The sequence below is a fragment of the Bradyrhizobium elkanii USDA 76 genome, assembly GCF_023278185.1.
In the GTDB taxonomy this organism is placed as follows: domain Bacteria; phylum Pseudomonadota; class Alphaproteobacteria; order Rhizobiales; family Xanthobacteraceae; genus Bradyrhizobium; species Bradyrhizobium elkanii.
The window spans coordinates 1,371,615-1,393,064 of the sequence record NZ_CP066356.1 but is presented as its reverse complement, the minus strand read 5'-3'; the positions used below and the strand labels follow the sequence as shown (position 1 = coordinate 1,393,064).

General features: G+C 61.2%; 25 protein-coding genes and 1 pseudogene. 12 read left to right on the top strand and 14 right to left on the bottom strand.

Annotated features, from left to right (window positions below; translation table 11 throughout):
* Positions 1-726 (bottom strand): acetoacetyl-CoA reductase, encoded by a 726-nt coding sequence (gene phbB / locus JEY66_RS06605; RefSeq protein ID WP_026191814.1) that lies wholly within the window; start codon positions 724-726, stop codon positions 1-3.
* A gap of 162 nt (positions 727-888) precedes the next feature.
* On the opposite strand from phbB, the gene JEY66_RS06600 reads away from it, so the two are divergent.
* The 6 genes from JEY66_RS06600 (at position 889) to hemN (ending at position 5,326) form a co-directional block, all read left to right on the top strand.
* Entirely contained in the window at positions 889-1,725 is an 837-nt protein-coding gene (locus tag JEY66_RS06600) for a universal stress protein (protein ID WP_018268797.1), read from the top strand.
* 62 nt (positions 1,726-1,787) lie between these two features.
* A complete protein-coding gene (locus JEY66_RS06595; RefSeq protein WP_018268798.1) occupies positions 1,788-2,096 on the top strand; it encodes a c-type cytochrome in 309 nt (102 codons plus the stop codon).
* 62 nt (positions 2,097-2,158) lie between these two features.
* Entirely contained in the window at positions 2,159-2,881 is a 723-nt protein-coding gene (locus tag JEY66_RS06590; protein WP_026191816.1) for a CBS domain-containing protein, read from the top strand.
* 20 nt (positions 2,882-2,901) lie between these two features.
* Complete coding sequence (locus JEY66_RS06585; RefSeq protein ID WP_018268800.1) at positions 2,902-3,066, top strand: hypothetical protein; 165 nt, start codon at positions 2,902-2,904, stop codon at positions 3,064-3,066.
* 174 nt (positions 3,067-3,240) lie between these two features.
* Positions 3,241-3,918 carry a helix-turn-helix domain-containing protein gene (locus JEY66_RS06580; RefSeq protein WP_018268801.1) on the top strand — a complete coding sequence of 226 codons (678 nt, stop codon included), beginning with the start codon at positions 3,241-3,243 and terminating at the stop codon, positions 3,916-3,918.
* Positions 3,919-3,973: 55 nt separating this feature from the next.
* The gene (hemN, locus tag JEY66_RS06575; protein ID WP_018268802.1) at positions 3,974-5,326 is read left to right on the top strand and encodes an oxygen-independent coproporphyrinogen III oxidase; all 1,353 of its coding nucleotides are present in this window, start codon (positions 3,974-3,976) and stop codon (positions 5,324-5,326) included.
* Between the two features lie 28 nt (positions 5,327-5,354).
* Here hemN and JEY66_RS06570 read toward each other — a convergent pair whose 3' ends face one another.
* Positions 5,355-6,578 (bottom strand): OpgC domain-containing protein, encoded by a 1,224-nt coding sequence (locus JEY66_RS06570; protein WP_244435919.1) that lies wholly within the window; start codon positions 6,576-6,578, stop codon positions 5,355-5,357.
* Positions 6,579-6,715: 137 nt separating this feature from the next.
* On the opposite strand from JEY66_RS06570, the gene JEY66_RS06565 reads away from it, so the two are divergent.
* Positions 6,716-7,453 (top strand): CBS domain-containing protein, encoded by a 738-nt coding sequence (locus JEY66_RS06565; RefSeq protein ID WP_018268804.1) that lies wholly within the window; start codon positions 6,716-6,718, stop codon positions 7,451-7,453.
* 383 nt (positions 7,454-7,836) lie between these two features.
* On the opposite strand, the gene JEY66_RS06560 is transcribed toward JEY66_RS06565, so the two are convergent.
* On the bottom strand, positions 7,837-8,001 hold the full coding sequence (locus tag JEY66_RS06560; RefSeq protein ID WP_016847819.1) for a hypothetical protein: 165 nt from the start codon (positions 7,999-8,001) through the stop codon (positions 7,837-7,839).
* A 256-nt stretch (positions 8,002-8,257) separates the two neighbouring features.
* Between JEY66_RS06560 and mgtA the strand changes: the two genes are divergently transcribed.
* The gene (mgtA, locus tag JEY66_RS06555) at positions 8,258-10,867 is read left to right on the top strand and encodes a magnesium-translocating P-type ATPase (protein ID WP_018268805.1); all 2,610 of its coding nucleotides are present in this window, start codon (positions 8,258-8,260) and stop codon (positions 10,865-10,867) included.
* 373 nt (positions 10,868-11,240) lie between these two features.
* Here mgtA and JEY66_RS06550 read toward each other — a convergent pair whose 3' ends face one another.
* The 5 genes from JEY66_RS06550 to JEY66_RS06530 form a co-directional block, all read right to left on the bottom strand.
* Positions 11,241-11,501: a hypothetical protein gene (locus JEY66_RS06550; RefSeq protein ID WP_018268806.1), complete on the bottom strand. Its 261-nt coding sequence runs from the start codon at positions 11,499-11,501 to the stop codon at positions 11,241-11,243.
* Between the two features lie 16 nt (positions 11,502-11,517).
* Complete coding sequence (locus tag JEY66_RS06545; protein ID WP_026191818.1) at positions 11,518-11,730, bottom strand: YgaP family membrane protein; 213 nt, start codon at positions 11,728-11,730, stop codon at positions 11,518-11,520.
* Positions 11,731-11,979: 249 nt separating this feature from the next.
* Positions 11,980-12,801, bottom strand: coding sequence for a universal stress protein (locus tag JEY66_RS06540; protein ID WP_018268808.1), 822 nt, complete (start codon positions 12,799-12,801; stop codon positions 11,980-11,982).
* Between the two features lie 279 nt (positions 12,802-13,080).
* Positions 13,081-13,317: a hypothetical protein gene (locus JEY66_RS06535; protein ID WP_018268809.1), complete on the bottom strand. Its 237-nt coding sequence runs from the start codon at positions 13,315-13,317 to the stop codon at positions 13,081-13,083.
* Entirely contained in the window at positions 13,295-13,666 is a 372-nt protein-coding gene (locus JEY66_RS06530) for a carboxymuconolactone decarboxylase family protein (RefSeq protein ID WP_026191820.1), read from the bottom strand. Before JEY66_RS06530 ends, JEY66_RS06535 begins: the two co-directional genes overlap by 23 nt.
* 278 nt (positions 13,667-13,944) lie before the next feature.
* Here JEY66_RS06530 and JEY66_RS06525 point away from each other — a divergent pair, with 278 nt between their 5' ends.
* Positions 13,945-14,676 carry a CBS domain-containing protein gene (locus JEY66_RS06525; protein ID WP_018268811.1) on the top strand — a complete coding sequence of 244 codons (732 nt, stop codon included), beginning with the start codon at positions 13,945-13,947 and terminating at the stop codon, positions 14,674-14,676.
* A 437-nt stretch (positions 14,677-15,113) separates the two neighbouring features.
* The gene (locus JEY66_RS06520) at positions 15,114-15,833 is read left to right on the top strand and encodes a CBS domain-containing protein (RefSeq protein WP_018268812.1); all 720 of its coding nucleotides are present in this window, start codon (positions 15,114-15,116) and stop codon (positions 15,831-15,833) included.
* A 50-nt stretch (positions 15,834-15,883) separates the two neighbouring features.
* On the opposite strand, the gene JEY66_RS06515 is transcribed toward JEY66_RS06520, so the two are convergent.
* The 5 genes and pseudogenes from JEY66_RS06515 to JEY66_RS06495 form a co-directional block, all read right to left on the bottom strand.
* Positions 15,884-17,272, bottom strand: a complete 1,389-nt coding sequence (locus JEY66_RS06515) for an MBL fold metallo-hydrolase RNA specificity domain-containing protein (protein ID WP_026191821.1) — start codon at positions 17,270-17,272, stop codon at positions 15,884-15,886.
* Positions 17,273-17,414: 142 nt separating this feature from the next.
* Positions 17,415-17,693 (bottom strand): annotated as a pseudogene (locus tag JEY66_RS06510) (LOG family protein); the annotation flags it as partial.
* Positions 17,635-18,243, bottom strand: coding sequence for a hypothetical protein (locus tag JEY66_RS06505; protein WP_244435920.1), 609 nt, complete (start codon positions 18,241-18,243; stop codon positions 17,635-17,637). The gene JEY66_RS06505 and the pseudogene JEY66_RS06510, both read right to left, overlap by 59 nt.
* Positions 18,236-18,424 carry a hypothetical protein gene (locus JEY66_RS06500; protein WP_125459450.1) on the bottom strand — a complete coding sequence of 63 codons (189 nt, stop codon included), beginning with the start codon at positions 18,422-18,424 and terminating at the stop codon, positions 18,236-18,238. Before JEY66_RS06500 ends, JEY66_RS06505 begins: the two co-directional genes overlap by 8 nt.
* Before the next feature lie 199 nt (positions 18,425-18,623).
* A complete protein-coding gene (locus tag JEY66_RS06495; RefSeq protein WP_018268815.1) occupies positions 18,624-19,085 on the bottom strand; it encodes a CBS domain-containing protein in 462 nt (153 codons plus the stop codon).
* A 356-nt stretch (positions 19,086-19,441) separates the two neighbouring features.
* On the opposite strand from JEY66_RS06495, the gene JEY66_RS06490 reads away from it, so the two are divergent.
* The gene (locus JEY66_RS06490; protein WP_018268693.1) at positions 19,442-20,068 is read left to right on the top strand and encodes a LysE family translocator; all 627 of its coding nucleotides are present in this window, start codon (positions 19,442-19,444) and stop codon (positions 20,066-20,068) included.
* Positions 20,069-20,102: 34 nt separating this feature from the next.
* On the opposite strand, the gene JEY66_RS06485 is transcribed toward JEY66_RS06490, so the two are convergent.
* The gene (locus JEY66_RS06485) at positions 20,103-20,567 is read right to left on the bottom strand and encodes a host attachment protein (protein ID WP_038386902.1); all 465 of its coding nucleotides are present in this window, start codon (positions 20,565-20,567) and stop codon (positions 20,103-20,105) included.
* A 130-nt stretch (positions 20,568-20,697) separates the two neighbouring features.
* Here JEY66_RS06485 and JEY66_RS06480 point away from each other — a divergent pair, with 130 nt between their 5' ends.
* Positions 20,698-21,384, top strand: coding sequence for a CBS domain-containing protein (locus JEY66_RS06480; protein WP_026191822.1), 687 nt, complete (start codon positions 20,698-20,700; stop codon positions 21,382-21,384).
* Positions 21,385-21,450: the final 66 nt, after the last annotated feature.

The window sequence follows — 21,450 nt, the reverse complement described above, 5'->3', positions numbered from 1 at the left end:
TCAACACATGTGTTGGCCGCCATTGATCGACAGCGTCGATCCGGTGATGAACCCTGCTTCGTCGGCTGCAAGAAACGCGACGGCACGGGCAATCTCCTCCGGCTGCCCCAACCGCCCGACCGGGATCTGCGGCAGAATCGAGTTCTGCATGACATCGGCCGGCACCGCCGCCAGCATCTCAGTATTGATGTAACCCGGGCAGATCGCATTGACCGTGATACCGAACCGCGCGCTTTCGAGCGCCAATGCACGGGTGAAGCCGAGCTCGGCGGCCTTCGCCGCGGCGTAGTTCGTCTGGCCGATCTGGCCCTTCTGCCCGTTGATGGACGAGACGTTGATGATCCGCCCGAACCTGCGGGCCCGCATGCCCTCGATGAGGGGGCGGCACATGTTGAACAGCGAATCGAGATCGGTCCGGATGACCGCGTCCCATTGCAGCTTGGTCATTCGATGCAGTGTGGCGTCGCGCACGATACCGGCGTTGTTGACCAGGATGTCGATCGGGCCCAGCGCCGCCTCCACCTCGCGGACGCCGGCTGCACAGGCCTGAAAGTTCGCGACATCCCACTGGAATACGGGAATTCCCGTCTGATCCTGAAACGACCACGCGGCTCCCGCATTTCCAGCATAGCAGGCCGCAACCCGGCATCCGGCGGCAGCGAGGGCACGCGAAATCGCGGCGCCAATTCCCCTGCTTCCACCCGTAACCAATGCGACGCGCGCCATGCCGGCTCCTCCAAGCTGGGCACAACATTTGCGCGAATTACACGCTCGATGAATTGATCTCGCTCAATCTGAATCCCCGACCGCGCATGAGGCAGATCAAATTGGCCCGCCTCGATCCGTGCTTTGGTGGCACTTGCTCTTCCACCTCTTTGGAGAACGGCCATGTTCAAGAACATCCTGGTCCACATCCCGACGGAGCTGTCGCCACGTCCCGCGGTCGACGGATCGGTTTCGCTCGCGCTCGGCACCGGCGCGCACCTCGACGCAATGGCGATCGGCTACGAGACCGCCAGCGTACCGTTCGTCGTTGAAGGCGGCGCGGCGGTCGCCTCACTGTTCGAGGCTGAACATGAGCAGGCCCTCGAACGCGCCGAGGTTGCGCTGCGCGTCTTCGATATCGAGGCACGTAATGCGGGGATATCCTACGCGACCCGCGCCGTGGGTGCGCTCCCCATCGATGCTCGGGAGATGATCTGCGCGAGCGCGCGACTGCATGACCTGACCGTGGTGGTGCAGCCGCTGGGCGAATACAACAGCTACGACAACGTGATCCCGCGCGAGCTCTTGTTCCAAGCCGGGGGTCCTGTTCTGTTCATGCCCTATACATTCCACGGCGCGTTCTCGGCGAAGCGTATCGGGATTTGCTGGGATGGCAGCCGGCTTGCCGCCCGCGCCCTGCACGACGCAATGCCGCTGCTGCGCGCAGCCGATGCTCTCACCGTCATCACCATCGATGGCGCCGATCCGATCCCCTCAGAAAGCTCCAGCGACCACTTGGTGCGCTACCTTGCAAAGGAAGGGCTTCCGGCCAAGATCACGTCGTTGCCGGCGTCCAAGTCCGAGGTTCAGTCGATCCTGCTGTCGATCGCGGCGGATGAGAGCCTTGACCTTCTGGTGATGGGCGGATACGGCCACTCCCGCCTGCAGGAAACCCTGCTCGGCGGCGTGACGCGCGACATGCTGCGCGCGATGACCGTCCCGGTCCTGATGTCTCACTAAGCGCGAGTCGAACTGTGAAGCATCCAGCCGGGACATTTCAGAGCCATATCGCTCGTGGTTTCGTGGTCATCAGCGCGATCTGCGCCGCGCTGACTCCGGCCGCTGCGAACCAGGAGCAAGGCCGTCGCCTTGCGCAGCTCTACTGCGCCCGCTGCCATGCAATCGATCGGGTGAGCCCGAGCCCGCTGAGGATAGCACCTCCGTTCCGGACATTGCACGAACGCTATCCGGTCGAGATGCTGCAGGAATCGCTGGCGGAAGGGATCGTCACCGGCCATCCGACCATGCCCCAGTTCAGCTTCGAGCGGGATCAGGTGGGCGACTTCATTCTGTTCTTGAAATCTCTCGAGCGGGGCCAAGCGGACCGTTGAGCCAGGTCAATGCGCGGAACGCACAAAGCCTCATTGTTCAAGCTTCAACACGGAGGTCCGACATGCGTGCACATCAGATAATGACCAAGCATATCATCGCCGTCAGTCCGCACACAAAGATCCTGGATGCGGCCAATATCATGCTGCGATGTCACCTCAGTGGTCTGCCGGTGATGGACGAAGACGGCACGCTCAGGGGCATGGTGTCCGAGGGAGATTTCCTGGAGCGCGCCGAGATCGGCACAGGACACAAGCGCTCGGCATGGCTGGAACTGTTCACCGGCGTGGGTCGCGCTGCGACCGATTTCGTGCACGAACGCGGCCGCAAGGTTGAGGACGTCATGACCACGACCCCGATCACCGTCGATGAGCAAGCGCCGCTCGACGAGATCGTGCATCTGATGCACAAGCACGGCGTGAAGCGGGTGCCGGTTGTGAAGGGCAAGACCATGGTCGGAATCGTCACCCGGGCGGACATCCTGCAGGCCGTCGCATCGCTGGCGCGCGAAGTTCCCGATCCGACCGCCGACGACAGCCATATCCGTGAACGGATTCTGCGCGAAATCAACGCCACCGGCTGGCGGCCGGCCGGCTTCCAGGTCTGGGTACGCAACGGCGCCGTGCATCTGCACGGCCTGATCTTCGATGAACGAGCTCGCCAGGCCGCGATCGTCCTCGCTGAAAACACCTCGGGCGTCAGGGAAGTCCGCGATCATCTCTGCTTCGTCGACGGCTATTCGGGCTACTACGTCGAATCGCCGGAAGACATCAAGGCGGCCGGCTAGATCAGATCGAGGGGTCCAACATGGCAATCAGTACACTGCTTGTCGTCACAGCCGTCTGTCTCATCTTCGCGATCTTTGCGCTCGTGCTCGCCGTGACCGATCGCGGCACGACGCGCTGGCTTCGGGAACAGGACGGGAATGGAGCCAGCACACGCGCTGCCTATCCCGACAAGAACGGGAGCTAGCCTCGCCTCTCGACCAACGCGCCGAGCGACCCCTGGCGCGGCGGGATGCTCGTTGTCCGACACCTACGTATAGATACGTAAGTGGCTTCTACTTAGGGGAAATATCCAAATTTCCCGATCCAGAAGATGCGATCAATCTGGCTCCATCGATCTTCCCATCCATGGAGCGTCGCCATGCAGACCCAGAACGCCATTTCCCTCGAGAACAGCCGTCACCCGACCAGCATCCTCAGCCGGCAGGCGCGCGTTGAAGGGCCCTTCGGCATGATTGGGACACCGATGCGGTTCGCCCGCAACAGCGAAATTTACGGCGAGGACGAGGCCGCGGAATACCTCTATCAGGTCGTTTCCGGCGCGGTCCGAACCTACAAGATTCTGGAAGACGGACGTCGCCAGATCGGCGCATTCTATCTGCCCGGGGATATTTTCGGCTTCGAGGCCGGCGAAACCCATATCTCCTCGGCCGAGGCCGTCTCCGAGACGCGGGTCATCGTGGTCAAGCGCGCCGCGCTCATGGTCCGTGCGACACACGAAAAGGATCTGGCACGCCAACTCTGGGATGCGACGGCCCAGGAACTGCGTCGCTTCCAGGAGCATCTGATGCTGCTGATCTGCAGCGCCGAAGATCGTGTCGTCGGCTTCCTCCACGACATGGCGCGCCGCGCCGTCAAGAATGCGGCGATCGAGCTTCCGATGTCGCGGCAGGATATCGCCGACTATCTCGGTCTGACGATCGAAACGGTGTCACGCACCTTTACCCAGCTCGAGCAGAACGGCGTGATCTCCCTTCCGACCTCGCGTCGGGTGGAACTGCGCAACCGCGCGGTGTCGAACCGCATCATGGCGGCGTAAGCGAAGGGCGAGCCAGGCTCCGATAATTGGCCGCAAGCGAGAGGCAAGGAATAGGATGCGGTCGAACCTGGCGATCACCTATGGGCAGGACAAACTGCCGCGCTACACCAGCTACCCCACGGCTCCGCATTTTTCCGCGGCGGTCGGCGAGGCTGATTACCGGACATGGCTCAGGTCGATTCCAACGCGGCGGCCGGCCTCGATCTACCTGCATGTTCCGTTTTGCCGGTCGATGTGCTGGTACTGCGGGTGCCACACCTCCATCACCAGGCGCGACGAACCGGTCGCCATTTACGCCGCCGGCCTTCGCACCGAAGCGCATCTCGTTGCCGAAGCGGTCGGTGGGCGATTGCCCGTCTCCCACATCCATTTCGGCGGCGGCACTCCGACGATCATGACGCCCGAAACCTTTGCCGACCTCTTCAGCGCGCTACGCTACTCGTTCTTCGTGCAGCCCGACGCCGAGATCGCCGTCGAGATCGATCCACGCACCCTGACCGAGCCGATGGCGGAAGCAATGGGCTACAGCGGCGTCAACCGCGCGAGCCTTGGCATCCAGAGCTTCGATCCTGTCGTCCAGCACGCCATCAATCGGTCGCAGAGCCTTGAGCAGACCGCGGAAGCGGTCGAGCGGCTGCGCCGTGCCGGCGTCGGCCGCATCAACTTCGACCTGCTCTACGGCCTGCCCGCTCAGACTGTCGCTTCCTGCCTGGATACTGTCGACAGATGCATCGCGCTGCGGCCCGACCGGTTTTCCGTGTTCGGATACGCCCATATTCCCTCCTTCAAGAAGCACCAGCGCATGATCGACGAGGCGTCGCTGCCGGATAGCCTCGAGCGGCATCGTCAGTCCGAGGCAGTCGCGCAAGCGCTGACCCATGCCGGATACCTGCGCATCGGCCTCGACCATTTCGCGCTCCCCGGCGACAATCTGGCCATGGCAAAGCGCGAGGGCCGGCTGCGGCGTAACTTCCAGGGCTACACGGACGATTCTGCCGAGACCCTGATTGGTCTCGGCGCCAGCGCAATTGGCCGCGTGCCGCAGGGCTTCGTGCAGAATGCCGTCGCGACACGCGACTACCTTGCGCGCATTGCCGAGGACCGGCTTGCCACCGTCAGGGGCTACATGCTGACGGCGGAGGACCGCTTCCGAGCCGACATCATCGAGCGCATCATGTGCGACATGGCCGTCGACCTGCCGGGAATGTGCCGCCGGCACCGCTGGGATCCTGGTTCGGCCGTCGTCGATCGTTCCCGGCTCGACAGGCTGATCGCGGACGGCGCGGTGACGATGAGAGGTGACCGGCTCCTGATCAACGATGATGCGGAGTTCCTGGTCCGAAGCGTCGCCTCGGCGTTCGACGCTCACCTTGGTCGCGCCACGACCCGGCATAGCCGAGCGGTCTAGATTCGACCGGCGGAACCCGGTCCGCCGTCTACAGCAGTTTCGGATGTTGGCGGCTTCGTTTGCCGATCCAGGCCAGGCATGTCGCAAACAGGACGAGCGCCGCGATCCCTGCGGCGCTCGTCAGAAACTGCGCCGCAATGCTGTCGGACACTTCGATGAGATACAAACTCGCCAACAGGGAGAGCACGACGGCTGCACAATAGGTTTCGAGCGAACGCTCGCCGCAACGAATTGCGCCCCTCAGGCCGCCCCTGGCAAGTCCTCGCCAATTCGGCGGCACGAACCTCGCCACGACGACGGCAATTGCCAGAAAATGCAGGAGCCGCAGCGGGTCCAGATCCGGCTTGTCGATCGGATAGATCAACCGCGCAATATAGCTGGGGACCGCGGCCGCCAATGGCTCGATCTGCCAGCTCAATGTGATCACAAGACCAAAGCCGAGGTACGCTATCGCAGGTGCGACGACGGGCCACGATGCGATTTTCCGCCCAAACATTCGATAGCCCCGGATCGCCCACCACGCCCCGAGAACGACCAGAAGCTGCCAGGCAAACGGATTGAAGTACCACAGATTGACCGGCCACTGCGGCAAGTTCCAGCCGTACAATTGGACCAGCGCATAGAGGAACGCGGAGATCAGCAGGGACGCACCAGGAAACTTCAATATTCCCCAGAGGGCAGGCGCAAACGATAGATGAAACAGCACGAAGGTCGGCAGGACATCCGTATTTACGGGGCGATACATCAGGATGGCGGCATGGGCCAGCGCAGCACCCGGCTCTTGCAGCAGGATCTTCACGTTGGCTTCGTCCGCCAGCCGGTTACTGCCTGAGCTGTACGCAACGATGGCAAGCGCGATGGTCAGGATGAGAAAGGCCGCATAGATCTCCCAGCTTCGCAGCAGCGTATGTGCGAAGGCTGTAGCCCACCCATCGCGACGGCGGACGCTGCTGTAGCTCAGCGCACATGTCACGCCGGACACGAACATGAAGACTTCGGTCGCATCGCTGAAGCCATAATGGCGCAAGGTCAACCAGCTGAAGACATTGTTGGGGATGTGATCGAGGAAGACGCACCAGAGCGCAAGACCTCGGCATAGATCCAGCCGGAGATCGCGGTCCAAAGGCACGCTGTCGTCCTTCCCGGGATGAACGGTCAGGAGCGCGGGGTTCCGGTGAAGATTCTTTCCGTTCAAGCGACCGGTCGAACAGTCAGAAAGCATGAGACCATTACCAGCTGTCGGCTTGCCCATTGCCTGCCGCACTGTTTAACATATCAGCGCAGTTGCACGACCGTCCGATTGATAAGGATCAACACACGTTGTTCCTTCCGAGAGTTAGCTGGATCAGTTCGAGTCGGAGGATCTACGCTGTGCGCGTACGGGAGATCATGTCACGGAACGTCATCACAATCGATGGCGATGCATCGGTGATCGATGCCATCAAGACCATGCTGTCCCATCACATCAGTGGCCTTCCTGTCATCGATCAAGACGGAGCGCTCATCGGAATCCTGTCGGACGGAGATTTCATCCGGCGCGTGGAAGTTGGAACGGAGAAGCGCCGCGGCCGCTGGCTTGCGATGCTCGCGGGCACGAACCAGGTTGCACTCGACTTCGCGCGCCAACATGGCCGCAAGGTCAGTCAGATCATGTCGCCCGACCCAATCACCGTCGAGGAGGACACATCGCTCGAGCAGGTCGTCCAGCTCATGGAATCGCACGGCGTCACGCGATTCCCGGTCATGCGCGATAAGAAGCTGGTCGGGATGGTCACGCGCACGGATTTCATGACGGCAATCGCAAGGCTTCGCCTCGAATGGTCTTCCATTTCCGGCAATGACGATCAGATCCGTGCGTCGGTCATTGCGGCATTTGCGCATGCGCCTTGGCGACCCGCTGCACTGAACGTCAGCGTAAATGACGGGATCGTCAGCCTACGCGGCAGCATCCGGAGCGATAATGCGCACAAAGCAGCGATCGTTGCTGCGGAAAACGTCTCGGGCGTGAAGCGGGTCGAAGACCAACTGGTGAAAATGGCCTACCCGCCGGCGGAAGAGGACTATGGCGGCGGCGACTTTGTCTCGTTAGAGCAAGAACCTTCGACCGAAGACGATCAACCCTTGTAAGCATGCAAAGGCGCCGATGATCGCGCCAATGGCGCCTGCCTTGCATCGATAGACTATGCGCGAGTCCCTAGGCGAGATAGATCGCCTCCCGGTGAATTTCCTTGCCCGACCCGTCGATGACCACAACGTGACGATCGACGTTGCCAGCCGGCTCCTCGGTTCGAATCCTGCTTCCTGTGCGTGATCGCAGCGGCGGCGTTCAGAAACTCAAGTCCGATCCGATCACGGACCGGAACACCATCCTGCGGGTCTCCGATCGCGGCCCGCCCAAAGAAGCCGCCAGCTTAGGCCAGCCGGCAGCTTCAGTGGGGCTGCTCTACGCAGTTAGGGGATCTGCGCAATCCAAGCAAAGCAGATTGCCCGGGCATCGGACTTGATCTGCATCAATCCGGCTTGCGATCGTCTGCCGTGCCTTGAGAGGCAATCTGTCTCGCTTCTTCATCGGCCAACAGCTTGAGCACGACCTTGCGTTCCTCGTCCGTCAGCTGTGGATCTGCAAGCTTTTTCCTGAACAAGGCCAGGTTCTCGTCGTGAATAAATCGCTCCATGGGACAGCGTTTTCTACCCATTCGCGTGCTTTGAAAGAGTAATCCTAGCCGCGCACACGCTGGCCAGCAAGCAGCGGCTGTGGCTCGACCCGGCCCCGCCTGCCTTGGAGCGAGAATTTCCTCGCGTTGCCCGAGACTTACCTCACCAGGGAGACGGGTCGCACACCGCCCCGAGTCGCTTGAGCCGCATCAACCTCGCACCTACGAGGCTGCAATATGATTTGCTGCCAATTCTTTCCAGCAGCGCGAGATTCTCATGCCGCTCAAGCCGCCCGCGTATGGGCCTGCCGTTGAAGCGTTCTGGCGGGAGCCGGCCGATGCGCTGTTGTGCAGGCTCGACACCCAGCGGTGCGGTCTGCGCCAACAGGAGGCCGAAAAGCGGCTCGCCCGGATCGGCCCAAACCTCGCAGAGCCATCGGGCACGCGATCGATCCTGCAGAAGATCGTACATCGTCTGGTCAACCCGTTGATTGCCATCCTGATCGTGGCGGCGGCCGTGTCGGGCTTCAGCGGCGACCTCGCGAGCTTTGTGATCATCACGCTCGTGGTGGGCCTGTCACTGACGCTGGATATCGTGCAGGAGCACCGCGCGGAGGTCGCCGCCGATGCGTTGCGACGCTCGGTTGCCATCCAGGCCGATGTCATTCGCGATGGCGCAATCGTCGCGTTGCCGGTGAGCGAACTCGTGCCCGGAGACGTCGTGGAGCTGCGGACCGGCGACCTCGTGCCGGCCGACGGGGTCGCGCTCATGGCCCGCAATTTCCAGCTGAACGAGGCCCTGATGACCGGCGAGCCGTTTCCTGCCGCGAAGACGACGGAGCCATGCGTGACCAGTCAGCCTGCGGAAGCGAGCAATGCGCTGTTCGCCGGCACTAGCGTCGTTGGCGGCAACGGGGTCATGCTCGTCGTCGAGACTGGCCGCCGTACGCGCTTCGGCATGATCAGCGCCGAGCTACTGGCGAACGATCCCCCAAGCGCCCTTGAGCAAGGTGTACAGAAGCTTGGCTTGCTCATCCTCAAGCTGACGCTTTTTTTGACGCTGTTCGTGTTGCTCGCCCACCTCGTGGCACATCGGCCGGCAATGGAATCATTCCTGTTTGCCGTCGCGCTCGCCGTCGGTCTCACGCCCGAGCTCTTGCCGATGGTGATGACGGTGACATTGGCGCGCGGAGCGCAGCGGATGGCGAAGCGGCAGGTGATCGTCAAGAGGCTGTCTGCTATCCACGATCTCGGTGCGATGGACACGTTATGCGTCGACAAGACCGGCACGCTGACAGAAGCCAGGATCACACTCGCAGCACATTTCGATCCTGCGGGACGCCCCAGCGATCGGGTGCTCGAGCTGGCTCGATTGAACAGCGCCTTCCAGACCGGCATTCATAGCCCGCTGGATGAGGCGCTGCTTGCCGCAGACAGCCCGCCGGGCAGCAGCGCCTGGACCCGGCTCGCCGAGATTCCGTTTGACTTCGAGCGGCGCTGCCTCTCGGTCCTTGCGACGCGGGACAACGACCGGTTCCTGATCGTCAAGGGCGCGCCGGAAGCGATCATGGACCGCGCGGTTGCAGTCGAGGTCGATGGCTTGGCCCGGCCGCTGGATGACAGCCACCGTGCCGCGCTCGTTCGCCTGCAGGATGACCATGCCCGGCAGGGCTTTCGGCTGCTCGGCGTCGCCATCCGAACCATGGCGCCGGATCGGGCCAATGTTACGACCGCGGACGAAGCTGTCCTGACGGTGGTCGGTTTCTGCGCGTTCGCGGACCCTCCCAAGCGCGATGCGGCCGACTCGGTCCGAGACCTGAGGGCACGTGGCGTCGGCATCAAGGTGCTCTCCGGAGACCACGCTGCAGTGGTCGCGCATGTCGCGGATGCCGTCGGTCTTCCCTCCGGTCGTATCCTGACCGGCGGCGAGATCGCCAATCTGAGCGATCAGGCGCTCGCCGCGCAGATCGAGGATGTCGACCTGTTCGCCAGGATCGATCCCGAGCAGAAGAGGCGGATCATCCGGGCCTTGCGTCAACGCGGTCACGTCGTCGGCTTCATGGGCGACGGCGTGAACGACGCTCCGGCGATTCACGCCGCCCATGTCGGAATTTCCGTCGCCGGCGCGACCGAGGTGGCACGCGCCGCCGCGGACATGATCCTGCTGGCCCCGGACCTCTCGGTGCTGGGCCCTGGCGTGATCGAGGGGCGGCGAACGTTCGCAAACATCCTGAAATATGTCCGCATGGGCACCAGCTCGAATTTCGGCAACATGCTATCGATGGCGCTGGCATCCATTGCCCTGCCGTTCCTGCCGCTGTTGCCGCTGCAGATCCTCCTGAACAATTTGCTCTACGATCTCTCCGAGATCGGCATTCCGTTCGATGAAATCGACGAGGAGGATGCCGAGAGACCCCAATCATGGAATATGGCGGATATCCTGCGGTTCACGTTCGTCATGGGCTCGATTTCATCGCTATTCGACGTCGCGACTTTCACCATTCTCCTGAAAGTTTTCCATACCGATGCGGCCGCGTTCCAAACCGGCTGGTTCCTGGAATCGATCGCTACCCAGATCCTCGTGATCTTTCTGATCCGCTCGCGGCGGTCGCTATGGCGCGCCAGCCGCCCGCATCGCATTCTGGCATTGGGTTCGCTCGGCGCGCTTGCTTCAGGCATTTTCCTCGCGCTGGGACCGGCCGGTTCCTTGTTCGGTTTCGCGAGCCTGCCGCCCGTGCTGCTGGGCGCGATCACGCTGATAACGCTTGGCTACCTCGTCATGGCGGAGATGGGAAAGCGCCTTGCGCTTCCAGCCGCCACACATGAATCAAATCGCGCTGCGCTGGGACGACAATATCCTGCCAGCGATACCGCACTGAATGGATGACCTACAGACACTACCCATTAGCGGGAGCGCGGATCAGAGTTGATCCGCATCAAGGCCATTCTCCCCCCGAATGCGATCCTTGCACTGGTACGATAAATGGCTTTGGCCACAAATGGATCGATCACGGCAACGGAACGCACAGAGACTTGACGACACGAGCGATAGCAATGCTCGGGCCGCTACAACCTCTACACCGGCGCCAACATTCAACCAGCTGGTCCGACGCCGCCAGCGTCGAAACGGCCCGACCGTCTCATGGTACGGCCGTCTGCTGATCGTTGGAGCACTGCTGGTCGCCGCCGGCTGGCAGATCTTCCAGCTGCTTCTGACTATCATCACTCTCGACTGAAGGTTCGTTGAACGGATTTCGGGCTCAGCGGGACATCGGGGGCACGTCTTGCACCAACTCGACTGAACCATACGCGCCGGAGTTCGATTTTCGGAAGTACACCGAACCCTCTCCCGGAACGCTCACACAATGATGCTTCCTGGCAAATTGTGCGGCCTTGGCGGCAGCGACTTCGTTGATCCCAAATAACCGCTCATAATCGCGATCGGAGATTCTCAAAACAGCGCCGTTGCCGAGACGATCGAGCCGCGTTCGCAGCTCGGCAAGAGTAAGGCTTTCATTCATTACCGTTACCAGATCTCTAGACCGAGCTGGACTTCTGCCGAGTGTTGACTCCCAGCAACGTGTAGAGCGGACAGTACGAGAAGAATGCAGTCGCAATCAGAACAAATCCGAGGGTCCCGGCGACCAGCCAACCCGATCCAAGCGAGCCGTCCTTCAGGGTATATGCGATCAGGGCCAAGCCGACGATGATCCGGGCGTACTGATCAATGAGTCCGACGTTGCGTGTCATGGCAATCTGCCTCCTTTGGTGCAGCTCCATTTTGAACGCACCCCGGCTCACAGCCCTTGATCGTGATCAATTGACGCGGTGCAGATCACCAATCAGCGCCATGGGCATCTCACCGCTATTTTCGACTTGTCGGACCTCAGACGGCCGGGTTGCGTTGGCGCGCCGGTCGGCAACCGCACCAAACGGCAATGGCGCCCGCAAGACCGACATTCTCGGAGGCCACAGTCACCGCGTCCTGGGACGGCTGGTCTAATGCGACATCAGCAGGCAGATTGGTGCGTGCTGCAGCAAGCCGCGCGTCATGCCACCGAACATCCATTCACCGAGCCGGCTATGTCCATATCCTCCGGTGACGATGAGGTCGGCGCCTTCGTTCCTTGCCAATCTGACAAGATACTCTGCATCCGGCTCGGCCGTGTGAACGCGAACGTCGAACTGGCAATTGACGCTGTGCCGTTCGAGATAGCTCGCCACATCGCGCAAACGGCGGGTCGCTGCGTCCTGCTCGTCGGACGTGCAGATTTCGGCGACAGTCACCTTGATAGCTCGGCTCAGGAAGGGCAATGCGTCCCGGATCGCCAGACGGGCCTCGCGGGTATCCTTCCAGCCGACCACAATGTGGTCGGCCGACAAGCCGGTCACACCTTCCGGCACCGATAGCGTGGGACGCCCCATCCGCAGGATGGCTTCGGCCGAATCGAGGTAGTGGAAGTTGTCGGACTGGACTTTCCGGCGCTTGAAGACAACCAGATCTGCCGCTCTGGCCTGCTCAGCAAGGAACGCGGTCGGGGATTCCAGCGCCCACCGCCATTCCACCTTGTGACGCTCCCGCCCGGTGATCTTCCTGAACCACTCGCCCTTGGCCGCGAGATCAGCCCGCATCCGCTTGATATCATCTTCGGTGGTCTGCTCGATGATCACCCCCTCGGCGACAAAGGGCGGATCAATGGCGGAGGCTGAAACGCCGATCAACGATGCATGAAACTTGTCCGCAATGCCTTCAGCGACGCGAACCTGTCCCTCGTCCTGCTGCTGAGGGTTAACGTAAACCATGACATTGGCCAAATACATGTGTCTGCTCCACCGGGCCGAAATGATCATCTATTGTTGCGCATGGCAGCGCTGCCAACGTTGAGCTAGGTCAAGCTTGCCTCGATCCGCCTGAGCTCTTCGTCCGTCGCCTGCCTAATCTGGATCCCGTCCGATGCTGCGAGCCGAGCGCGCAAGGGCCTCATATCCGGCCGCGATCTTCATGAAGTGGTCGCGGGTCGCTTGGTCCTGATGTCGCGCGGCCTGGCGCTTCGTCCGCTCGGCGCGGGACGCCCAATATGAAGCGTCGTCCTGATGCTTTCAGGCACGCGTCTTCTTCTGCGCCACCTCATCGGCATTCTTCGCCGCTTGACGTGGCTGCGCAACGGTGACGGCTCCATTCCCGTGTTGCTGCGGCAGCCGCCGCTTGCCATCTCCAGAGCACATCGCACCAATCTCCCGGCTATCGAAGTAGGACAGCTCCGGTCCCTTCCAGCAGTTCGCCAACGCCTCGCGGCGCGTGGCGTCAATCGGATCAATCCATTGCCGGTTCGGCAACCACCGCGCGCTCCTGAAACAGGTCGTAAGCCCCGAGCGCGTCAGCGGCGTACATCAGGGACGGTCCACCGCCCATGTAGATCGCCAATCCGAGCGTCTCCTCGAGCTCCTTGCGGCCGACCCCAAGCTTGACCAGGGCCTCGGCGTGGAAGCCGATGCAGCCGTCGCAGTGGGCGGCAACGCCCAGCGCGAGCGCGATCAATTCCTTTGTTCGTGCATCAAGCGCGCCATTTCCGGTTGCCGCCTGCGCCATGGCCGAGAACGCTCGCATGGTTTCAGGAATGCCCTTGCGCAGCTGGCCCAGATTGTTGGAGATATGCTTGCAGACGTCGGCATAGTCCTTTTGCATGCGACCCTCGGTCTTCGCTATTGGAACGGTCCAGAGGAGGGCGGCTCCGCCGACGGGGGTGTAACGGCGAATGCCGCCCTTCATCCAACGCAGCCCGGCAACACGATCTGGCCTCTCTGCGTGTTCGGCCTGCAAGGACACGCACTTTGTAACGCAGCGATCGCGTGTGATATTTGCGCCAGATCAAACCGCACCCAATTTACCGCTTGCGTCAGATCAACGCGTCCCACCGCATCTGGAGTCAGGCACCACGTTCCAGAACGATGGGAGACATTCGGATGTACGCGCACCAGATCATGGCCCGCAAGGTGCTCTCGACAACGCCGGACTGCACCATCCTCGACGCGGCAAACATCATGCTTCGGTACCATGTCAGCGGGCTTCCGGTGGTCGATGACGACGGCGCGCTCGTAGGCATCATCACCGAAGGCGATTTTCTTCATCGCAGCGAGATCGGCACCGAAAGGAAGCGCAACTGGCTGATGACCTTCATTCTCGGACCGGGAAAGTGGGCCGAGGACTACGTATTCGAGCATGGACGAAAGGTATCGGAGACCATGACACGCGCGCTGGTCACCGTGGCCGAGGATGCACCGTTGGCGACGGTCGTCGAACTGATGGAGAAAAACAACGTCAAGCGGCTGCCGGTGGTTCGCGGTGGCAAGCTTGTCGGCATCATCACCCGCAGCAACTTGCTGCGAACGGTGGCAATCCTTGCACGCGACGTACCTGCGCCGACCGAGAACGACGACCAGATCCGGCGGCGCATTCTGGACGAGATAGAACGGAACGCCTGGTGCCCGCTTGGACTCAGCGTCGTCGTCCGGGACGGCATCGTCCACTTGAGCGGCGTGATTACCGAAAGCAGATTTCGCAAAGCCGCCATCGTCGCGGCCGAGAACGTTCCCGGCGTCCGCGAAGTGCATGATCACCTCTGCTGGGGCGATAGCTTCTCGGGCTTCTACCTGAAATCTCCGGACGATCAGGAGCTGGAGAAGCAGGCTCACTGAAAGCGACTAAGCGAGGAACATTTCCGGCGCTTCGTGATCGTTGATGGCGTGAGCAACTCGCCAAATTGCTCGCCGCTTTGTTGATCGAGAACAACGCTATCTCACTGCGATGCGCTCAATTTCAAGTCACCGCGCATTCGGAGTTTCTGCAATGGCCAGTGAAACAGCAAAGGCTATTATGATGATCTTCTTGTTCGGGTCGCTTCTGATCGCCATCCACCGATCGGAAAGCATCGCGACGAAGCGATTGAGAGCATTGGCGCTACAGGCGCTACGACGGACTCACCCGCGATAGGCTGGAGCAGTCACAACAATCCAGATCTTCCTGACACGCAGATCCAGATCTAGTTCGCGCCATTGCAGGCGGTTGAGCCTCGTCAAAGGAATGTCGCGCGAAAGCTACTACTTTGTAATCGACAGGCTCATCGGAGGCATTGATGGGCGCCCACCAGATCATGACCAACAATGTCATCACCGTTACGCCTCGGACCTCAATTGAGGATGCCGCCAACATTATGCTTCGAAACCACATCAGCGGCCTGCCAGTCGTCGACGACGGCAAATTGACGGGAATCGTCTCGGAAAGCGACTTCTTGCGCCGCGGCGAGATCGGGACCGGGCGCAAGCGTTCGGCCATCCTCCAGTTCCTATTCGGACTTGGCCGCGCAGCCGATGACTTCGTCCACGAGCGCGGTCGCAAGATCGAAGACGTGATGACACTGGATCCAGTCACAGTCGAAGAACAAACGCCGCTCGATGAGCTGGTGCATTTGATGGAGAAAAGCGATGTCAAGCGCCTCCCCGTGATGCGCGGCAAGGACCTTGTCGGCATCGTGACCCGGTCGAACTTGCTCCAGGCCGTGGCCAGTCTGGAGCACGAGATCCCAGATCCGACCGCAGACGACGATCATATCCGCAATCGTATCCTCCGGCAGATCGACGCCGTGAGCTGGCGCCCCATCGGGTTCGAGGTCACTGTCCGCAGCGGCGTTGTCCATATGCATGGCATCGTCACCAGCGACCATGCGCGCGAAGCGACCATCGTGGCCGCGGAGAACACTGCCGGCGTCAAGAAGGTGCACGACCACCTCTGCTTCGTGGATACCTATACCGGCTTCTACGTCGAATCTCCCGAGGACATGAAGGCTGCGAGCTGAAGCGACAAGTAGCTCAGCACGCTCGTTTGGCCGTATGTCCGGTTCGCCGTCTACAGATCAAAGACGTCGCCCAGACGCGGCAGCTCGACCCGCTGTCCCTCCAAGTGCGCAGCGAGCGCCTGCATCGCAGGCTCTTCGCCATGAACCAGGAACGTTGCCTCGCACCCCTCGATCGCGCGCCGCCACGCAAGCAGCTCCTGCTGGTCCGCGTGAGCTGAAAATCCGTTGATCGTGTAAATCGCGCTGCGAACCGCAATGTCTTCGCCGAACAGCCGCACGGACGTGGCTCCATCAATGATCTGCCGCGCAATCGTTCCCGAGGCAGCGTATCCAACGAACACGATAGCCGATTCCTTGCGCCAGATATTGTGTCGGAGATGATGGCGAATTCTGCTACCCGTACACATCCCGGATCCGGCCACGATGACAGCGCCACCGATTATCCTGTTGATGGCGACCGAATCGGCGCTCTCGCGGACCAGATGCAGGTTTGCCGGCTGCAGTGGATCCCGCCCTTCGCGAAACATGCAGGCAGCCTCGGGGCTGAGACATTCGAAATGCCGCCTGAATATCTCGGTCGCCGAGATCGCCATCGGCGAGTCCAGGAAGATTTGCATGGCCGGCGGCAGCCTGCTCCGCTCTATCCCCTGATGCAGGACATAGAGGATTTCCTGGGCACGCTCGAGCGCGAAGGTCGGAATGATGACGTTGCCGCCGCGCGCCAGCGTGCCGCTGATCGCGCCGTAAAGCTCCTCGATCGAGTCTTTCAACGAGCGATGGCACCTGTCTCCATACGTCGATTCCATGACGACAATGTCGGCGCGAGCGGGAGGGCTCGGCAGCCGCAGCAGCGGACGACCGGCGTTGCCGAGATCGCCCGAGAACAGGACCGAACGCGTGCGGCCGTGCTCGGCAGCCTCGATCAGAATGCTCGCAGAGCCCAGGATATGGCCGGCATCGAAGAACGTCGCACGAAGTCCCTCTGCGAGCTGCAGCGGTTGTCCATATTCAGCTGTCCTTCCAAATCGATCGAAGCAATCGAGCGCATCCACAACGGTGTAGAGCGGCGACGGCGCTTCTTCTTTGCCCCGCCTGCGCCATTGGCGGGCTCTCCGCTGCGCGTCTTCTTCCTGCAGATGCGCGGCGTCGACCAGCACGAGACGGGCCAGCTCGCGACTGGCCGCGGTCGTGATCACTTCACCCCTGAATCCTCGCTTCGCGAGCAATGGAATCCTGCCGCAGTGATCCAGGTGGGCATGGGTCAGCAGGACATAGTCGATGGTTGCAGCATCGAACCCGAAGGCGGCGACGTTCTCTTCCACCAGGTCGCGGCTTCCCTGAAAAAGACCGCAATCGATCAGAATGCGTCGGTTCAGGCACTCGACCAGGTGACAGGACCCGGTCACAGCGCGATCGGCGCCATGAAAGGATAACTTCACGATTCGACCTCTTGACTGATTGACTTGCCCCGTGAGACGTCGTCTCCGATCGGCAGAAGCGGCCGGCCGGCCGTCTCGTACCCTCTGCAAACCAAAACAGGTCCCTATCTTCCGGATCGATGACGCCCTCGTCGACTAGGAAATCCGGATCAAACGCGCGACGCCAGTACGACTCGCCGACCAGCACAACCGGCACCGGCGCGATCTTTCGGGTTTGCTCCAACGACAGCACTTCGAACAGCTCGTCCATCGTGCCAAAGCCGCCCGGGAATGCCGCCAGCGCGCGGGCGCGCATCAAAAGATGTAACTTGCGCATCGCAAAATAGTGGAACCTGAAGCAGAGCTCGGGCGTGACATATGGGTTAGGGGCCTGCTCCTTCGACAGGGTGATGTTCAGTCCGATCGATTGGGCCCCCGACATCGTGCGCGCCCCTGTTGGCTGCTTCCATGATGCCCGGCCCGCCGCCGGTCATGATCATGAGGCGGCCACCGATAGCCTTTTCGCTCGCGGCACCGACGATCTGTCCGAACTCGCGTGCGATTCTGTAGTACTTGGTCTTCGCCGCAAGGCTCCGTGCCGTCTTGAGACGGCGCTGCAAGCCGCCATCGTCGGGATTCAACGCGAGCGCATCGGCTATCGATGCGACGGTCCGGCGCGCCGCCCGCGCCTCGCAAATGCGAGTGCTGCCAAAGACAACGATCGTATGAGCGATCTGATGCTCCCGGAGCAGGGTCTCCGTCTTAAGGAAATCAAGTTGGAGGCGAATGCCGCGTGTGGCTTCGCTCTGTAGGAACTCTTCGTCCTGATCCGCCTCCCGATAGCTTGGCGATTGCAGGATGCTGCGCAGAGCGCCAAGCGCACGGCCGTCCTCTTCGGCGCCGTTGGGCTGCCCACCCGGGAGTACCACAGCCCTGTCGACATGGTGAGCCGGCTTCGGGCTCGGACGAGTCGGTGGCAGATCATTAGTCATGCGCCGGCCTGCCGTCCGCCTCGGAGGATGTGAGCGCCGCATCGTGCTTCAGGGCCTCACGAACCTCGTCATCCTCCAACGCATCCAGTAGCCAGCGGTGATCGGTCGGCTTCGACCTACCAATATCTGCTTCAAAATTCACCGATTGCTTGACGGCCGGCAACTTCATTCGGTCAGTCATGGCGAACCTCGTCGGCATTCGATGGGCATTGCCTAGCATTCGCAATCGGCTGCACGGGCGCCTCGAGCAAGGTCAATTCAGGGATTTCTTTGATGGCAAGGCGCCAACCTGAGCCTAGTTTCTCGCCGCTGTTACGCTCAACCGGAAGCGCGTCCGGATCAATCGCACGCTCCGCAATCGCCTGCCGGGGTCTTCCGCGTCAGTTACCCTCGGATCGCGCGAGTATCCGCTCAAGCGCGGTGATCAGCTGCACACGTCCAACGATGCCGACGACACGCATACCCCGGAGCACCATGACTTGCGATATCTGATGCTTGTCCATTTCGACCACGATCTCGTCCACAGTCGCGCATTCGTCGACGCAAACGGGCTTGCGGCTCATCACAGCGTCGACGCTCAGGGCCCGGGTCCGCTCTCGGACCAGCCGTCCCTCCTCTCTGCTCAACAGCCATTCGAGCCAAAATCCCTCTGGCCAATGCACGCCGAGTTCGCGACGGTGAAGGAAGTCTCCTTCAGAGATAACACCGATCAGCGCCCCTGAGCCATCGAGCACAGGCAAGCCGCGCTGGCCAGTTTCCAGCAAGAGACGAACGGCATCGAGCAATGGCGCGCCGGGTTTGATCGTCGAGAAAGACGTCCGCATGACATCCAAAGCCAACATGGCAACCTCCCCAGAGCTTCGTGTACGCGATGGTCTGCCAGCATCATTCAAAAATGGAAGGCCAGGCTGATCTGGATCAAAAAGCCGTGCAGCTTTTGTAACCGCTGGTTTTCGCCTCAGGATCATTCGGCGAGCTGTCAGCTCATGTGGGAATCGCCGTCGAGGATGGGGCCGCTACCCTGGTTGCCCACGTCGAATGCTACCTGCGGAAGCTCGCGGCCGTTGCGCCCTCTGTCGACTGCATTCATGTCAGCTCGGAATCGAGAGAGGCGGCATGACGCGGACAATTTGACCCAGATCAAGCCATCAGACCAACATCTAGGGCAACCCCGCCTCGGAAGCGCAGGGATCGATCCATGGGTAAAAACTCTCTCTTTGCTTTCGCACTCACGGTCACGCTCATCGAACTGACCCCGGGACCTAACATGGGCTATCTCGCGGTGCTGGCCGCGTCGGCCGGACGCAGGGCCGGTCTTGCCGCAACAGCCGGTGTTGCTTTCGGCTTGTTTGGAGTTGGGATCGCATCGTCGCTCGGCCTTGCAGCTATCGTGGCTGCCTCCAACCCGCTTTACGAAGCCCTTCGCTGGGTGGCGCGCTCTACCTTGCTTTGGCTTGCCTGGCAAGGATGGCGCGATGCGCCGCAAGAGATCACCAAGCCAGTCGAGGCGACGGCACATACCAAATTCTTCTTCAGGGGCTTGATTACCAATCTACTCAATCCCAAGGCCGGAGTTTTCTATCTATCGATTTTTCCGACTTTCATCGATCAAGCACGTCCACTGCTTCCGCAGATAGCGATCTTGCTGACGGTATACGTCACGATAGCGACTGCAATACATACGGCTGTCGTGATTTCAGCGAACGCCATCCGGTCAAGCATCGAAAAGCAGGCAAACACAATGCTCATCAGGCGGATAATGTCAGTGTTGCTGGCCGTCATTGCAATCTGGCTGTTCTATACGACGAGACGAACTTACTCTTGAACTTGCTCGTGGGACGCTGTCGACGGCACGTCGCCTATCGTGTGGGCGACGCAAGCGCCTCAACAATGTGCCGTTCAATTTCCCCGACGGGAAGCCTTGTCAGATCCTTGGGAATCTCCGCAATGATGTGACGCTTGACATCGGTAGCGAGCGTCGCCCGAAGCTGTGCCAGCGTTCGCGGCGGAGCGGCGATGACAAACGCCGTCGTCCTTCCACTCCGAACAATCTCCTCCGCAGCCCGCGCAATCCGCCTCGTGAACCGATACTCCTCGAGTTCGTGCCAGTTCGTCGGTTCGACGGCTCCCCGCTGACCGGAGACGATCCCTTTTATGAAGTGTCCTGGACGGTCCGTGCCTTGTAGGTGCGTTGGCGGATTCTGATCTTCGAACACCGCTTCCGCCTTCAGGTTGGGGAACTGATTGTCGCCTTCGTTGCGGAGCAACAGCGCCTTGCGCCCGTTTCCGACAAGCACGAGCGCGTTCTTTGGAATTCCCGCCATCCAAACATCCTCCGCTTCAAAAAATCCTGTCTAATGCCCGGAAGCTTTAGATCAATTGATCGGAGTCAAATCACGCATGCGCGCGATCCCACAGAATGGGGTATCTTTCCGTCCTACAGAGAGCACGATCATGCAAGCACGCGATGTCATGGTGTCACCCGTTATCACGGAGAACTCCAACGCAACGGTGCGGCAGGTTGCTTCCCTGCTGCTCCAGCACCGCATCAGCGCCGTTCCTGTGGTGGGCAAGGATGGCGAACTCGTCGGAATCGTCACGGAAAGCGACTTGATGCATCGGACTGAAGCCGGCACCGAGCGCCCGTATTCGTGGTGGCTCCGGCTTTTGGTCGGAGACGCGCAAATGGCGTCCGACTACGTGAAGTCCCATGCTGTCAAGATCGCCGACATCATGACCCGCAAGGTCGTGACCGCGGCGCCCGACACGCCTCTGCATGAAATTGCGATGCTGCTCGAGAAACATGGCATCAAGCGTGTCCCCATCGTCGATGAGGCCGGCCACCTCCTCGGCATCGTCAGCCGGGCCAACCTGCTCCAGGCCGTCGCGAGCGCCCGGCCGAAGCTGGAGATGTCACCCGCCGATTCCGTCATCAGGAAGAGATTACTCGGCGAGCTTCACGGGCAACCGTGGGCACACACGTTCAATCTGACTGCGACCGTACAGAACGGCATCGTCGACCTGTGGGGATATGCGCCATCCGCCGCCGAGCGCACAGCGATCCGGATTGCCGCGGAGGCAATTCCCGGTGTCGTTGCTGTGAACGATCACCTGCTGGAAACGCCGATCATGGCCTACTGATCCGGGTGCACGATCATCAAGCAATCACCATTAGGTAGTCAAATCGGTCGCACTTCGAAACGATCC

Bases quoted from the DNA above. Each gene is read 5' to 3' on its own strand.
- phbB (WP_026191814.1), bottom strand. From the start codon at position 726: ATGGCGCGCGTCGCATTGGTTACGGGTGGAAGCAGGGGAATTGGCGCC.
- JEY66_RS06600 (WP_018268797.1), top strand. From the start codon at position 889: ATGTTCAAGAACATCCTGGTCCACATCCCGACGGAGCTGTCGCCACGT.
- JEY66_RS06590 (WP_026191816.1), top strand. From the start codon at position 2,159: ATGCGTGCACATCAGATAATGACCAAGCATATCATCGCCGTCAGTCCG.
- JEY66_RS06585 (WP_018268800.1), top strand. From the start codon at position 2,902: ATGGCAATCAGTACACTGCTTGTCGTCACAGCCGTCTGTCTCATCTTC.
- JEY66_RS06580 (WP_018268801.1), top strand. From the start codon at position 3,241: ATGCAGACCCAGAACGCCATTTCCCTCGAGAACAGCCGTCACCCGACC.
- hemN (WP_018268802.1), top strand. From the start codon at position 3,974: ATGCGGTCGAACCTGGCGATCACCTATGGGCAGGACAAACTGCCGCGC.
- JEY66_RS06570 (WP_244435919.1), bottom strand. From the start codon at position 6,578: ATGGGCAAGCCGACAGCTGGTAATGGTCTCATGCTTTCTGACTGTTCG.
- JEY66_RS06565 (WP_018268804.1), top strand. From the start codon at position 6,716: ATGTCACGGAACGTCATCACAATCGATGGCGATGCATCGGTGATCGAT.
- JEY66_RS06560 (WP_016847819.1), bottom strand. From the start codon at position 8,001: ATGGAGCGATTTATTCACGACGAGAACCTGGCCTTGTTCAGGAAAAAG.
- mgtA (WP_018268805.1), top strand. From the start codon at position 8,258: ATGCCGCTCAAGCCGCCCGCGTATGGGCCTGCCGTTGAAGCGTTCTGG.
- JEY66_RS06550 (WP_018268806.1), bottom strand. From the start codon at position 11,501: ATGAATGAAAGCCTTACTCTTGCCGAGCTGCGAACGCGGCTCGATCGT.
- JEY66_RS06545 (WP_026191818.1), bottom strand. From the start codon at position 11,730: ATGACACGCAACGTCGGACTCATTGATCAGTACGCCCGGATCATCGTC.
- JEY66_RS06540 (WP_018268808.1), bottom strand. From the start codon at position 12,801: ATGTATTTGGCCAATGTCATGGTTTACGTTAACCCTCAGCAGCAGGAC.
- JEY66_RS06530 (WP_026191820.1), bottom strand. From the start codon at position 13,666: ATGCAAAAGGACTATGCCGACGTCTGCAAGCATATCTCCAACAATCTG.
- JEY66_RS06525 (WP_018268811.1), top strand. From the start codon at position 13,945: ATGTACGCGCACCAGATCATGGCCCGCAAGGTGCTCTCGACAACGCCG.
- JEY66_RS06520 (WP_018268812.1), top strand. From the start codon at position 15,114: ATGGGCGCCCACCAGATCATGACCAACAATGTCATCACCGTTACGCCT.
- JEY66_RS06505 (WP_244435920.1), bottom strand. From the start codon at position 18,243: ATGACTAATGATCTGCCACCGACTCGTCCGAGCCCGAAGCCGGCTCAC.
- JEY66_RS06500 (WP_125459450.1), bottom strand. From the start codon at position 18,424: ATGACTGACCGAATGAAGTTGCCGGCCGTCAAGCAATCGGTGAATTTT.
- JEY66_RS06495 (WP_018268815.1), bottom strand. From the start codon at position 19,085: ATGTTGGCTTTGGATGTCATGCGGACGTCTTTCTCGACGATCAAACCC.
- JEY66_RS06490 (WP_018268693.1), top strand. From the start codon at position 19,442: ATGGGTAAAAACTCTCTCTTTGCTTTCGCACTCACGGTCACGCTCATC.
- JEY66_RS06485 (WP_038386902.1), bottom strand. From the start codon at position 20,567: ATGGCGGGAATTCCAAAGAACGCGCTCGTGCTTGTCGGAAACGGGCGC.
- JEY66_RS06480 (WP_026191822.1), top strand. From the start codon at position 20,698: ATGCAAGCACGCGATGTCATGGTGTCACCCGTTATCACGGAGAACTCC.